At 72.5% G+C, this 13153-nt stretch carries 11 protein-coding genes; 3 read left to right on the forward strand and 8 right to left on the reverse strand.

What is annotated here, in order from left to right; all coding sequences use genetic code 11:
- Positions 1-90: 90 nt before the first annotated feature.
- Complete coding sequence (locus BLR33_RS28025) at positions 91-609, reverse strand: DUF2617 family protein (RefSeq protein ID WP_093787428.1); 519 nt, start codon at positions 607-609, stop codon at positions 91-93.
- Positions 610-1013: 404 nt separating this feature from the next.
- On the opposite strand from BLR33_RS28025, the gene BLR33_RS28030 reads away from it, so the two are divergent.
- Positions 1014-2210 (forward strand): pyridoxal phosphate-dependent aminotransferase, encoded by a 1197-nt coding sequence (locus tag BLR33_RS28030; protein ID WP_093787429.1) that lies wholly within the window; start codon positions 1014-1016, stop codon positions 2208-2210.
- A gap of 54 nt (positions 2211-2264) precedes the next feature.
- Here the strand turns inward: BLR33_RS28030 and BLR33_RS28035 are convergent, their stop codons facing one another.
- The 3 genes from BLR33_RS28035 to clpB form a co-directional block, all read right to left on the reverse strand.
- The gene (locus BLR33_RS28035; RefSeq protein WP_093787494.1) at positions 2265-2870 is read right to left on the reverse strand and encodes a GNAT family N-acetyltransferase; all 606 of its coding nucleotides are present in this window, start codon (positions 2868-2870) and stop codon (positions 2265-2267) included.
- 495 nt (positions 2871-3365) lie between these two features.
- Positions 3366-3887, reverse strand: coding sequence for a type III secretion system chaperone family protein (locus tag BLR33_RS28040; protein WP_093787430.1), 522 nt, complete (start codon positions 3885-3887; stop codon positions 3366-3368).
- A complete protein-coding gene (clpB, locus tag BLR33_RS28045) occupies positions 3884-6502 on the reverse strand; it encodes an ATP-dependent chaperone ClpB (RefSeq protein ID WP_093787431.1) in 2619 nt (872 codons plus the stop codon). The genes BLR33_RS28040 and clpB overlap by 4 nt, the downstream gene beginning before the upstream one ends.
- Before the next feature lie 300 nt (positions 6503-6802).
- Between clpB and BLR33_RS28050 the strand changes: the two genes are divergently transcribed.
- Together BLR33_RS28050 and BLR33_RS28055 are read left to right on the forward strand one after the other, a co-directional pair.
- Positions 6803-8035, forward strand: coding sequence for a cytochrome P450 family protein (locus BLR33_RS28050; RefSeq protein ID WP_093787432.1), 1233 nt, complete (start codon positions 6803-6805; stop codon positions 8033-8035).
- A 79-nt stretch (positions 8036-8114) separates the two neighbouring features.
- Positions 8115-8531, forward strand: a complete 417-nt coding sequence (locus BLR33_RS28055; RefSeq protein ID WP_093787433.1) for a pyridoxamine 5'-phosphate oxidase family protein — start codon at positions 8115-8117, stop codon at positions 8529-8531.
- Positions 8532-8649: 118 nt separating this feature from the next.
- On the opposite strand, the gene BLR33_RS28060 is transcribed toward BLR33_RS28055, so the two are convergent.
- From BLR33_RS28060 to dnaK, 4 genes are all read right to left on the reverse strand, one after another.
- Positions 8650-9129, reverse strand: coding sequence for a heat shock protein transcriptional repressor HspR (locus BLR33_RS28060; protein WP_093787434.1), 480 nt, complete (start codon positions 9127-9129; stop codon positions 8650-8652).
- A gap of 3 nt (positions 9130-9132) precedes the next feature.
- Positions 9133-10320 (reverse strand): molecular chaperone DnaJ, encoded by a 1188-nt coding sequence (gene dnaJ, locus BLR33_RS28065; RefSeq protein WP_093787435.1) that lies wholly within the window; start codon positions 10318-10320, stop codon positions 9133-9135.
- 128 nt (positions 10321-10448) lie between these two features.
- On the reverse strand, positions 10449-11111 hold the full coding sequence (gene grpE / locus BLR33_RS28070) for a nucleotide exchange factor GrpE (protein ID WP_093787436.1): 663 nt from the start codon (positions 11109-11111) through the stop codon (positions 10449-10451).
- Positions 11108-12982, reverse strand: coding sequence for a molecular chaperone DnaK (dnaK, locus tag BLR33_RS28075; protein ID WP_093787437.1), 1875 nt, complete (start codon positions 12980-12982; stop codon positions 11108-11110). The genes grpE and dnaK overlap by 4 nt, the downstream gene beginning before the upstream one ends.
- Positions 12983-13153 lie beyond the last annotated feature (171 nt).

Genomic DNA, 13153 nt, shown 5'->3' on the forward strand with positions numbered 1-13153 from the left:
CAGGCGGCGCCGAAACCGCCCCGCCGGGGTGGCGCCGCCCGCGCGAAAGCCGCGAAGCCGCGCCCCGGGACGCCTCGCACGGCCCGGTCCTCATCCCGCCAGGCACACCCGGGTCCGGGTCGTGACCAGCCGTCCCTCCTGCGGATAGGCGTGCCACGTACGCCACTTCACGCTGCCCTCCGCGCACTGCACGAGCATCGCGGTGAAGGCGTGCGGGTCGCCCGGGAAGGTGCCCGCGAGGCCGTGCGGATGGTCGGCCACCAGCGCGAGCAGTTCCTGGGCGCGGCCGGCGAAGGAGCCCGCCGACAGCCGCTCGACACGGGCGGAGAACTCGTAGTCCCACGCGCCGACCTTGCGGGCCACCTCGAAGGGCAGCGGCGCCTGGCTGCCGGGCAGGCAGGCCACCGTCTCGGAGCAGTCGCCCCGGCCGGAGTCGACCAGCACCTGGTGGGAGGCGCCGAGCAGCCGCAGTTCGACGTCGGCGAGCACGCCGTCGCCGCCCACCCGCACGCCGAGCACGGCGAGCGCGGGCAGCGGTTCCTTGCCCAGGCACCAGGCGAGGTCGCCGGCCCGGGTGTCCGTGTACGAGGTCTCAAGAGTGGTGAGCATGGGTGGGCTCCGCAGGCGCGCTGGGGATCACACGCGCGGCACATGGCGGTCCTGCCGCCCTCCGCCGGCGAGGGCGGGGGTGCGGTGGCTCGTGCCGACGCGGGTCCGGATCGGGGATCGGGGCGATCCGTGACAACCGAACCACGGATGGCAGCCACCGGTCAGCGTTTTTACCCTTCTGTGCGGACTTTCCATCCCTTGGGGGGCTTACGGGTTCAGGTGTTCCGATATGACAACCCGGTACGCTCGGCCCCCGGACAAGGAGCCGGGACACCAGCAGGCGACGAGCCGGACGCGCCCGCAGACGAGCGGGACCGGGCACGAAGCGGGACCGGACGCGAGCGGACTGCGAGCGGGCCGGGCGGGCGCCGCGAGGGGCCCGGGACGAGGCGGGAAGAGGGCACGTGAAGAACGCTGACGAGGCCGCGCACGCCCCCGGCGGCAGGCCGCTGCTGAACCGCCGGCTCGACGGGCACGGCACCACGATCTTCGCCGAGATGTCGGCGCTCGCGGTCGCGACGGGCGCGATCAACCTCGGCCAGGGCTTCCCCGACACCGACGGGCCCGAGCAGGTGCGCGAGGCCGCCGTGCGGGCGATCCGCGAGGGCCGCGGCAACCAGTACCCGCCGGGACCGGGCGTCCCCGAGCTGCGGCACGCCATCAGCGAGCACCAGCGCCGCTTCCACGGCCTGGAGTTCGACCCCGACACCGAGGTGCTGGTCACCGCCGGCGCCACCGAGGCCATCGCCGCCGCGCTGCTCGCCCTGCTCGAACCCGGCGACGAGGTCATCGCCTTCGAGCCCTTCTACGACTCCTACGCGGCCTGCATCGCGATGGCCGGCGGGGTACGCGTCCCGCTCACCCTGCGCGCGCCCGGCTTCCGCCCCGACCTGGACCGCCTGCGCGCCCTGGTCACCCCCCGCACCCGGCTGCTCCTGCTCAACACCCCGCACAACCCGACCGGCACCGTCCTCACCCGCGAGGAACTGGCCGCCATCGCCGAACTCGCCGTCGAACGCGACCTGCTGGTGGTCACCGACGAGGTCTACGAGCACCTGGTCTTCGAGGGCGAGCACCTGCCGATCGCGGCCTTCCCCGGCATGCGCGAGCGCACCGTCACGATCTCCTCGGCGGGCAAGACCTTCTCCCTCACCGGCTGGAAGGTCGGCTGGGCCACCGCCCCCGCGCCGCTCGTCGCCGCCGTGCGGACCGCCAAGCAATACCTGACGTACGTCAGCGCCGGCCCGTTCCAGTACGCGATCGCCGAGGCGCTGCGGCTGCCCGACGCCCACTACGAGGGCTTCCGCGCCGACCTGCGGCGCAAGCGGGACCTCCTCGCGGACGGCCTGCGCACCGCCGGCTTCGAGGTGCACCTCCCCCAGGGCACCTACTTCATCACCACCGACATCGCCCCCTTCGGCGAGAAGGACGCCTACGCCTTCTGCCGCGCCCTGCCCGAGCGCTGCGGTGTCGTCGCCGTCCCCAACTCCGTCTTCTACGACGACCCCGACGCCGGCCGCTCCCAGGTGCGGTTCACCTTCTGCAAGAAGGACGAGGTGCTGGCCGAGGCGGTGCAACGGCTCAAGCGGCTGCGGGGCTGACGAGCGGGCGCCGCCGGGTCGGATGCGCCCTGACGGCCCGGGGGCGCGGGGCTGCTACCAGGTGCCCAGGTCCGGGGAGGGGTCCGTGGCCAGGCGGGCGTGCAGGTGGCTGTCGCGGCGGGAGCCGTCCGGTTCCAGGAAGGACTCGCGCATCACGCCCTCCTCCGCGAAACCGGCCCGGGTGGCGGCGCGGCAGGAGCCGATGTTGTCCAGCGCGTGATCCAGGACGATGCGGTGCAGGCCGAGGCCGCCCTCCGACGGGCGCCGGAAGGCCCAGGTGGCGGCGGCGTCCAGGGCGCGGGCGGCCACCGCGCGGCCGCGGGCGGCGGGGGTGACCCAGTAGCCGGCGACGGCCTGGTCGGGGATGCGCTGGACGTCGCGCAGCCCGAGGTAGCCGAGGAAGGCGCCGTCCTCGGCGTCGGTGAGGGCGAAGGCGGCGGTGCCGGTGGCCCAGCCGGTCAGCCGCGGGGCGAGCCAGGTCCTGGCCCGCAGAGGGAGCGGGGTGGCGGCCACGTTGCGGCCCACGGCCCAGCGCAGCACACCCGGGTCGTCCATGGCCAGGGCCACCTCGGGCTCGTCGGCCTCGGTCAGCGGCCGCAGGAGCAGGCCGTGCGCGGTCACCGTGGTGGGCGCGAGCAGTTCGCCGGGTGCGGAAGCCATGGCCATAACCCTAGATCGGCGGCCGCTTCCGGGCGATCGGGATACGACGCGGGCCAGCGACCCGGGACGTGCGGGTACGGCCTGCTGGTGGCCCGAACATGCGAGGTGCGGCTTGCAGGGGCCCGGACGTGCGAGGTACGGCCTGCGCAGGCCCGGACGTGCGGGGTGCGGCCTGCACGGGCCCGGACGTGCGGGCGCCGCCTGCAGGGGCCGGGTGCGAGCTGCGAGGCCCGACGTGCGGAACCGCGCCCTTGAGCGTGCGGGGTGCGGTCCGGGAAGCTGCGAGGTCTGCCGCACGGGCACGGGAGCGACGCCGTACGCCGCCGGGCGGACCATGTACGTGGGGGTATGTGGGGCCCGAAGCCGTACCTGCGCCCGCTGCCCGAGCCCCCGGACGCACAGCGGCCGGCCAGGGCACACCGTGGTGCCCGGCCGGCCGCTCGACGTCCGGGGGAAAGCGCGAGGCAGGGCCTCACAGGGGGCCGCGGGCCTCAGTCAGTCGTCCGCGCCCGCCTCGCCGTCCTCCTCCAGGCCCAGCCGCTCGCCGAGCCACTTGTTGAACTCGATCGACGCCTGGATCCAGCTGACGGTGGTGGCCGCGAAGTGGTCGATGCTCACGCCCATGCCGATGAGCATCTGGGCCTCGCCGATCAGCCGGACAGCGCCCTCGTCATCGGTGTTCGTGTAGACCTTCGGCCACAGCGTCAGGTGGTTCCACTCGTCGACGGCCTCCAGCAGCTGCGGCTTCTCGTCGACGGAGTAGGCCCGCTCGTAGAAGGTGCGCACGGCGAAGACGTGCTGCGGGCCCTCTCCGCGGAACATGAAGTACGTGCGGAACTCCTCCCACGGCGCGAGGAGGTCGTCCTCCTCGTCGACCGCGTACTTGAGCTCCATCTGATCGAGCAGCTGCTTGATCAGCTCCTGGTTCGGGACACCCACGGCCGGGCCCGTGGGGCCGTTCGGCGTGGGGCCCTGCTGGCCCCCGAAGTTCGGAATCGAGGACGGGTCGATGCTCACCGTGAAGGTTCCCTTCGTGACGTTTCCCCGCCATCCTCCCCCATCACGATCAGCCCGTCGACTGCCCGGTCGACCCGGACGGTCTGCCCGTCGAGGATCTCGCCGGCCAGGATGGAGCGGGCCAGCGGGTCGCCGATGGCGGTCTGCACCAGGCGGCGCAGCGGGCGGGCGCCGTACGCGGGGTCGTTGCCCTCCTGGGCCAGCCAGTCCAGGGCGGAGTCGGTGACCTCCAGGCGCAGCCTGCGGTCCCGCAGCCGCTCGGCGAGGCGGTCGGTCTGCAGGGCGGCGATGCTGCGCAGCTCGTCCCGGTTGAGCGCGGAGAAGACCACGATGTCGTCCAGCCGGTTCAGGAACTCCGGCTTGAAGGACGCGCGGACGGTGGCCAGCACGTCCTCCCGCTTCTGGTGCTCGCTGAGGGAGGGGTCCATCAGGAACTGGCTGCCCAGGTTGGAGGTGAGGATCAGGATCGCGTTGCGGAAGTCGACGGTGCGGCCCTGGCCGTCGGTGAGCCGGCCGTCGTCGAGCACCTGGAGCAGCACGTCGAAGACCTCGGGGTGGGCCTTTTCCACCTCGTCCAGCAGCACCACGCTGTAGGGGCGGCGGCGCACGGCCTCGGTGAGCTGACCGCCCTCCTCGTAGCCGACGTAGCCGGGGGGCGCCCCGACCAGCCGGGCGACGGAGTGCTTCTCGCCGTACTCGCTCATGTCGATGCGGACCATGGCCCGCTCGTCGTCGAAGAGGAAGTCGGCGAGGGCCTTGGCCAGCTCGGTCTTGCCGACGCCGGTGGGGCCGAGGAAGAGGAAGGAGCCGGTGGGGCGGTCGGGGTCGGCGATGCCGGACCGGGAGCGGCGCACCGCGTCGGAGACGGAGCGCACGGCCTCGGTCTGGCCGATCAGGCGCTTGCCCAGCTCCTCCTCCATGCGCAGCAGCTTCTGCGTCTCGCCCTCCAGCAGGCGGCCGGCGGGGATGCCGGTCCAGGCGGCGACGACGTCGGCCACGTCGTCCGGGCCGACCTCCTCCTTGACCATGGTCTCCTTGGCGGCCTCCTGCTCCTCGCGGGTGGCCTCCTCCAGCTCCGCCTCCAGCTTGGGCTTCTCGGCGTAGAGCAGCTTGGACGCGGTCTCGAAGTCGCCGTCGCGCTGGGCGCGCTCGATGCGGGTGTCGATGTCGTCCAGCCGCTCCTTGAGCTCACCGACCCGGTTCAGGCCCTGCTTCTCCTTCTCCCAGCGGGCGGTCAGGCCGCGCAGCTCCTCCTCGCGGTCGGCCAGGTCCTTGCGGATCTTGTCCAGCCGCTGCACGGAGCCGGGGTCCGTCTCGTTGCGCAGCGCCATCTCCTCCATCCGCAGCCGGTCGACCGATCGCTGCAGCTCGTCGATCTCGACCGGCGAGGAGTCGATCTCCATGCGCAGCCGGGAGGCCGACTCGTCCACCAGGTCGATGGCCTTGTCGGGCAGGAAGCGGGAGGTGATGTAGCGGTCGGAGAGGGTGGCGGCGGCCACCAGCGCGGAGTCGGCGATCTGGACCTTGTGGTGCGCCTCGTAGCGGCCCTTGAGGCCGCGCAGGATGGCCACGGTGTCCTCGACGGTGGGCTCGGCGACCAGCACCTGCTGGAAGCGGCGCTCCAGGGCGGGGTCCTTCTCGATCCGCTCGCGGTACTCGTCGAGGGTGGTGGCGCCGACCATGCGCAGTTCGCCGCGGGCGAGCATCGGCTTGAGCATGTTGCCGGCGTCCATGGCGGAGTCGCCGCCGGCGCCCGCGCCCACCACGGTGTGCAGCTCGTCGATGAAGGTGATGATCTGCCCGCCGCTGTCCTTGATCTCGGCGAGCACGGCCTTCAGACGCTCCTCGAACTCGCCGCGGAACTTCGCGCCGGCGACCATGGCGCCCAGGTCCAGGGAGACCAGGCGCTTGTTGCGCAGGCTCTCGGGCACGTCGCCCTTGACGATGCGCTGGGCCAGGCCCTCCACGACGGCGGTCTTGCCGACGCCGGGCTCGCCGATCAGTACCGGGTTGTTCTTGGTGCGGCGGGAGAGCACCTGGACCACGCGGCGGATCTCCTGGTCGCGGCCGATGACCGGGTCGAGCTTGCCCTCGCGGGCGGCTGCGGTGAAGTCGGTGCCGTACTTCTCCAGCGCCTTGTACGTGCCCTCCGGGTCCGAACTGGTCACCCGCTGCCCTCCCCTGGCGGTCTCGAAGGCGGCCAGCAGCGCCTTCGCTGTCGCGCCCCGCGAGGTGAGCAGGTCGCCGGCCGGGCCGCCCTTGACGGCGATCCCGATCAGCAGGTGCTCGGTCGACAGGTACGCGTCGCCGAGGTCCTTCGCGCGCTGCGAGGCGTCGGCGATGACGGCGAGCATGTCACGGTTGGCCTGCGGCGGGGCGACGGTGGAGCCCTGCACCTTGGGCAGGCCCGCGACCAGGCGCTCGGCCTCGGTGCGCAGGGCGGCGGGGTCGGCGCCGGCCGCGGTGAGCAGGTCGAGCACGTTCTCGTTGTCCGTGCCGCTCAACAGCGCGAGCAGCAGATGCGCGGGCGTCAGGTCCGGGTTGCCCTCGGCGACGGCCCTGGTGTTGGCGTTGTTCAGCGCTTCCCGGCTCTTGTTGGTCAGCTCGGCGTCCACGGGCGTGCTGTCCTCCCTCGTCGTACATCCCTATGCTGATGGGTAAACCTGCCATCCTCAACATGAAGCAAGTTGAGTCTATTCCACTCAAGGCACTTTCGGGGGCCCTGTGGACAACGAATCGCCGTGTGGACGACGAATCGCCGGTGGCGTCCGGCGGGCCGCCCGGGGCGCCGCGCCACCGACCCCCCGCCTGGGGAGAAATTGTGGAAGAACATTGAGGAAGTCGTGTCGGCGGTGCCAGAATGCGGACCCAACTCCCCTGGCGGTGGTGGGAGTTGACCTGGGGAGGGGCTTTCGATGAACACCGTGCACACCATGGACGCCTCCGGTGCCGCCGTGCACCAGGAGGCGGCCGCGCTGCGGGAGGCGGCCGCGGCCTGCCCCGTGCTCCTGCCCGACGGCGTGCCGGGCATGGTCGTCGGCCGCTACCAGGAGCTGCGCGACTTCCTGGCCGACCCGAAGGTCGCCAAGAGCCCCCGGCACTTCGCCGCCCTCCATCAGGGCCGCGTCCCGCCGCAGTGGCAGCTCAACGCCTTCGCACTGGTCACCGGCATGACGACGGCCGACGGCGACGACCACCGGCGGCTGCGCGGCCTGGCCACCAAGGCGTTCACCCCGCGCCGGATCGCCGCCCTGCGCCCCTGGATCGAGCAGCTCGCCGGCGACCTGCTCGCCGCGCTCCCCGACCGTGCCGGCGCCGACGGATCGGTCGACCTGCGCGCCCACTACGCCTATCCGCTGCCGATGGGCGTGATCAGCGAACTGCTCGGCGTGGACCACGGGTTCCGCGACGAGCTGCACGCCCTGACCGGCCGGCTGGTGAGCACGGCCAGCAGCGGCGCCGAGGCGATGGCCGCGCAGGAGCGCGTCCACGCGATCCTCGCCGAGGTGGCCGCCGCCCGCCGGGCCCGCCCCGGCGAGGACCTGACCAGCGCGCTGATCGCCGCCCGCGACACCGACCTCGGCGAGGGCGCCGAGCAGCTGAGCGACGAGGAACTCGTCGGCACCCTGCTGCTGATGATCGTCGCGGGCCACGAGACCACGCTCGACCTGATCACCAACGCGGTGCGCGCCCTGTGCACCCACCCCGACCAGCTCGCCCTCGTCCTTTCCGGTGAATCCTCGTGGGACGCGGTGGTCGAGGAGGTGCTGCGCTGGGACGGCCCCGTGGCCAACTTCCCCTTCCGCTACCCCACGACCGACCTCGTCGTCGGCGGCACCCCGGTCCCGCGCGGCACCGCGGTGCTCGCCGGGTACCTCGCCGCCGGGCGCGACCCGCGCGAGTACGGTCCCGACGCCGACCGCTTCGACATCACCCGCCCGCCCGGCACCCGCCACCTCGCCTTCGGCCACGGCGCCCACTACTGCCTGGGCGCCCCGCTGGCCCGCCTGGAGACCGCCATCGCGCTGCGCGAGCTGTACGCGGCCCACCCACGCCTCGCCCTGGCCGTCCCGGACGCCGAACTGCCGCCGCTGCCCGGCTTCGTGGGCAACAGCGTGGCCGGCCTGCCGGTACGGCTGGAGGGTTGAGGCACGGGCAGCCGCGGCGGCTCCACGGGGCATCGGCGCCGCCGCCCGCGCCGCGGGTTACCGTTCCGCCATGTCGCCCATGTCCCGTACGGCCCGCCGCGACCCGTTCGCGCCCGAGCCCGCGTACCTCGCCTTCTGGCGCGAGCGCCACCTGTGCACGCTGACCACCCCGCGGCCGGACGGCACCCCACACGTCGTCCCCGTCGGCGTGACGTACGACCCCGAGGCCGGCCTCGCCCGCGTGATCACCAACACCCGCAGCCGCAAGGCCGCGCATGTGCGCGCGGCCGGGCCGAGCGGCGCCCCCGTCGCTGTCTGCCAGCTCGAAGGACGCCGCTGGGCCACGCTCGAAGGGATCGCGACCGTCAGCGAGGACGCGGAGCGGGTGGCCGAGGCGGTACGGCGCTACGCCGAACGCTACGAGCGCACCCCGCCGTTCAACCCCGACCGGGTGGTGCTGGAGATCGCCGTGACCCGGGCGATGGGGCATGTGTGACGGGGCGGCTTCCCGCCGCAGGGCTCCCGTCCCGCCGCCGACTGCACACCGGCCGTGGCTGATCGCGCTCCGCGGCGGAACCGAATGGAAAGGACAGCCCCGCGCCCCTTGGTGATGCTTATTGGCTCTCGCGCTTGGGGCGCCAGACGACCAGGGCGCTGGTGTGCTGGACGTCCTGGTACGGCACCAGGTCGCGGCGGTAGGAGGCGTGGACGGCGGCCTCGCGCTGCTGGACGAGCGCTGCGGCGCCCTCGACGGCGGCCGACAGCTCGGCGACCCGGGCCTGGAGCGCGGCCACCTGGTTCTCCAGCTCGATGATCCGCTTGATGCCCGCCAGGTTGATGCCCTCGTCCTGCGAGAGGCGCTGGACCTCGCGCAACTGCTCGATGTCCCGCGCCGAGTAGCGCCGCCCGCGCCCGGCCGTACGGTCGGGCGAGACCAGCCCGAGGCGGTCGTACTGCCGCAGGGTCTGCGGGTGCAGCCCGGACAGCTCGGCCGCCACCGAGATGACGTAGACCGGCGACTCCTCGGTCAGCTGGTAGGGGTTGCGGCCCCGCGGGGTGCGGGGGCCGCCGGGCCCGCTGCCATCGATGTTCATGCCTCACGCTCCCTTTGCGGCCTTGAACAGCTCCGCCCGCGGGTCGAAGTCCGCGGTCGCCTCGCGGTACGCCTCCAGGGCGTCGAGCGCCTTGCCCTCGGTCTGCCCGGGCACCGCCACCTCCACTGTGACCAGCAGGTCGCCACGCGAACCGTCCTTGCGCACCGCGCCCTTGCCGCGGGCACGCAGGGTGCGGCCGTTGGGCGTGCCCGCGGGCAGCTTCAGGGTGACCGGCGGACCGCCCAGGGTGGGCACCTTGATCTCGCCGCCGAGTGCCGCCTCCGCGAAGGTCACCGGCACCGTCACCGTCAGGTTCGCCTCCTTGCGGCCGAAGACGGGGTGCCGCCCGACGTGCACGACGACGTAGAGGTCGCCGGCCGGGCCGCCCCGCTCGCCGGGCGCGCCCTTGCCGCGCAGCCGGATGCGCTGCCCGTCGGTGACGCCCGCCGGGATGCGGACCTGCATGGTGCGCGAGCTCTTGGCGCGGCCCGAGCCGTGGCAGACCTCGCAGGGGTTCTCCGCGATCAGGCCGCGGCCCTTGCAGTCCACGCACGGGTCGGTGAGCGAGAAGCCGCCACCGCCGCCGCGGGAGACCTGCCCGGTGCCGACACAGGTCGGGCAGACCCGCGGGGTGCCGTTCTTGTCGCCCGTGCCCGAACACGCCTTGCAGGGCGCCTGCGAGGACATCCGCAGCGGGACCGTGGCACCGTCGACCGCCTCGGTGAAGCTCAGCGTCACCTCGGACTCGATGTCCTGGCCGCGCCGCGGCTGCACCCGGGTGCCGCCGCCGCGGTTGAACAGCCCGCCGAACACGTCGCCCAGACCGCCGCCGAAGCCGCCGCCCTGGCCGGTGCCCGCGGTGCCGCCGCCCGCCCCGCCGAACAGGTCGCCGAGGTCGAAGTTGAACCCGCCGGTGCCGCCCGGGCCGGGGCCGGGGCGGAAGCCGCCGTTGCCGAACAGCGCGCGTCCCTCGTCGTACTCCTTGCGCCGCTTGGCGTCGGAGAGCACGTCGTTGGCCTCGGAGATCTCCTTGAAGCGCTCCTCGGCCTTGGCGTCGCCCTTGTTGGCGTCCGGGTGGAACTCGCGGGCGAGCTTGCGGTACGCCTTCTTGATCTCGGCCTCGGTGGCGTCCTTGGGAACGCCGAGGACCTTGTACAGATCCTTCTCCAACAGGTCCCTACTGACGCTCATCCCCGACGTCCCTCCTCTCCGTCAACTCTCCCTCGACCGGGCGCGCGGCCGGCACCGTGGCCGGCCGCTCCGCCGACCGGACGGCCGGCCCCCGTGACCGGCCGGGCCGCGCGGCCCGGCCGGTCGTGTCAGCCCTCGTCCGGGCCACCGCTCTCCTCTTCGTCCGCCTTCTGCTCCGTCTCCTCCTTGACCTGGCTGCCGGGCTGCGGTTCGGCGACCGCGACCCGCGCCGGACGGAGGTTGCGCTCCCCGATGCGGTACCCCGGCTGGAGGATCTGCACGCATGTGGTCTGCGTGACATCCGGCGAGTAACTGTGCATCAGGGCCTCGTGCACCAGGGGGTCGAAAGGCTCGCCCTCCTTGCCGAACTGCTGCAGGCCCAGCTTGGCCGCGACCGTCTCCAGCGACTCGGCGACCGACTTGAAGCCGCCCACCAGCTCGCCGTGCTCACGGGCCCGGCCGATGTCGTCGAGCACCGGGAGCAGCCCGGTGAGCAGGTTGGCGACCGCGACCTCCTTGACGGCGGCCCGGTCCCGCTCCACACGGCGGCGGTAGTTCTGGTACTCGGCCTGCAGGCGCTGCAGGTCGGCGGTGCGCTCGTTGAGCGCGGTGCGCACCTGGTCCAGCTGCGCCCGCACGGCGGTCAGTTCGCGTGCTGTGCTGTCGTCCCCGCCGGGGGCCGCCGGGCCCGCCGTGTCGGCGGGCTCGGCACCCTTGCCCGACGAGCCGGGCTCGTCGGCGGCTTCGGAAGGGACGTCGGGCTCCTCGAAGCCCTTCGGCTCCTCCGTCACGCGGCACCATCCCTCTTGCCGGTCTCGTCGTCGACGATCTCGGCGTCGACCACGTCGTCGTCGGCCTGGCCGGCGTCGGAGGTCGCGCCCGCGCCCGCACCGGCGGCGCCGGCGCCCTCGGACTGCGCGTTGGCGTACAGCGCCTGGCCGAGCTTCTGGCTGGTGGCCGCGACGCGCTCGGTGGCCTCGCGGATCGCCGCGGTGTTGGCGTCGTCCGTCGCCTCGTTCTTCAGCTTCTCCTTCAGGTCGGCGACCGCGGTCTCGACCTCGGACCTGACGTCCTCGGGAAGCTTGTCCTTGTTGTCGGCGATGAACTTCTCGGTCTGGTAGACGAGCTGCTCGCCCTGGTTGCGGGTCTCGGCGGCCTCGCGGCGGCGGTGGTCCTCGTCCGCGTACTGCTCGGCCTCCTGGCGCATCCGGTCGACCTCGTCCTTGGGCAGCGAGGAGCCGCCGGTGACGGTCATCCGCTGCTCCTTGCCGGTGCCCAGGTCCTTCGCGCCCACGTGCATGATGCCGTTGGCGTCGATGTCGAAGGTGACCTCGATCTGGGGCATCCCGCGCGGGGCCGGCGGCAGGCCGGTCAGCTCGAACATCCCGAGCTTCTTGTTGTACGCGGCGATCTCGCGCTCGCCCTGGTAGACCTGGATCTGCACCGACGGCTGGTTGTCCTCGGCGGTGGTGAAGATCTCCGAGCGCTTGGTCGGGATCGTGGTGTTGCGCTCGATCAGCTTGGTCATGATGCCGCCCTTGGTCTCGATGCCCAGGGACAGCGGGGTGACGTCGAGCAGCAGGACGTCCTTGACCTCGCCCTTCAGGACACCGGCCTGCAGGGACGCGCCGATGGCGACGACCTCGTCGGGGTTGACGCCCTTGTTGGCCTCCTTGCCACCGGTCAGCTCGCGCACCAGGTCGGCCACGGCGGGCATACGGGTGGAGCCGCCGACCAGGACCACGTGGTCGATCTCGGACAGCTGGATGCCGGCGTCCTTGATGACGTTGTGGAACGGGGTCTTGCAGCGCTCCAGGAGGTCCGCGGTCAGCTGCTGGAACTGCGCCCGGGTGAGCTTCTCGTCCAGGTGCAGGGGGCCCTCGGAGGAGGCGGTGATGTAGGGCAGGTTGATCGTGGTCTCGGTGGAGGAGGAGAGCTCGATCTTCGCCTTCTCCGCGGACTCACGCAGCCGCTGCAGCGCCATCTTGTCCTTGGACAGGTCCACGCCGTGGCCGGACTGGAACTGCTTGACCAGGTAGTCCACGACGCGCTGGTCCCAGTCGTCACCACCGAGGTGGTTGTCGCCGTTGGTGGCCTTGACCTCCACCACGCCGTCGCCGATCTCCAGCAGGGACACGTCGAAGGTGCCGCCGCCGAGGTCGAAGACGAGGATGGTCTGGTCGTCCTTGTCCAGGCCGTAGGCGAGGGCGGCGGCCGTCGGCTCGTTGACGATGCGGAGCACGTTCAGGCCCGCGATCTCGCCGGCCTCCTTGGTGGCCTGCCGCTCGGAGTCGTTGAAGTACGCCGGGACGGTGATCACCGCGTCGGTGACCTTCTCGCCCAGGTACGACTCGGCGTCCCGCTTCAGCTTCTGCAGGATGAACGCCGAGATCTGCTGCGGGTTGAAGTCCTTGCCGTCGAGGTTGATCCGCCAGTCGGTGCCCATGTGGCGCTTGACCGAGCGGATGGTCCGGTCGACGTTGGTGACCGCCTGGCGCTTGGCCACCTCGCCGACGAGCACCTCGCCGTTCTTGGCGAAGGCGACGACGGACGGCGTGGTCCTGGCGCCCTCTGCGTTGGTGATGACGGTGGGCTCGCCGCCTTCCAGAACGCTGACGACGGAGTTAGTCGTGCCCAGGTCGATGCCGACCGCACGTGCCATGGTGAGTCCTCCAGCTGACTTGAGTGGAACTGACTCAAGAGTGCATCACTCGGCACCCGGTGTCAATTGACATGAGTCATGCAGACTCAACTTTGCGGCGTGCGGGCGGCGCATCGGCTGCGGGCAGCGGCGGATGGGTGGCGGATCGGCGACGGATCGGCGACGAACGGC

Source organism: Actinacidiphila guanduensis, from assembly GCF_900103985.1.
GTDB classification, from domain to species: domain Bacteria; phylum Actinomycetota; class Actinomycetes; order Streptomycetales; family Streptomycetaceae; genus Actinacidiphila; species Actinacidiphila guanduensis.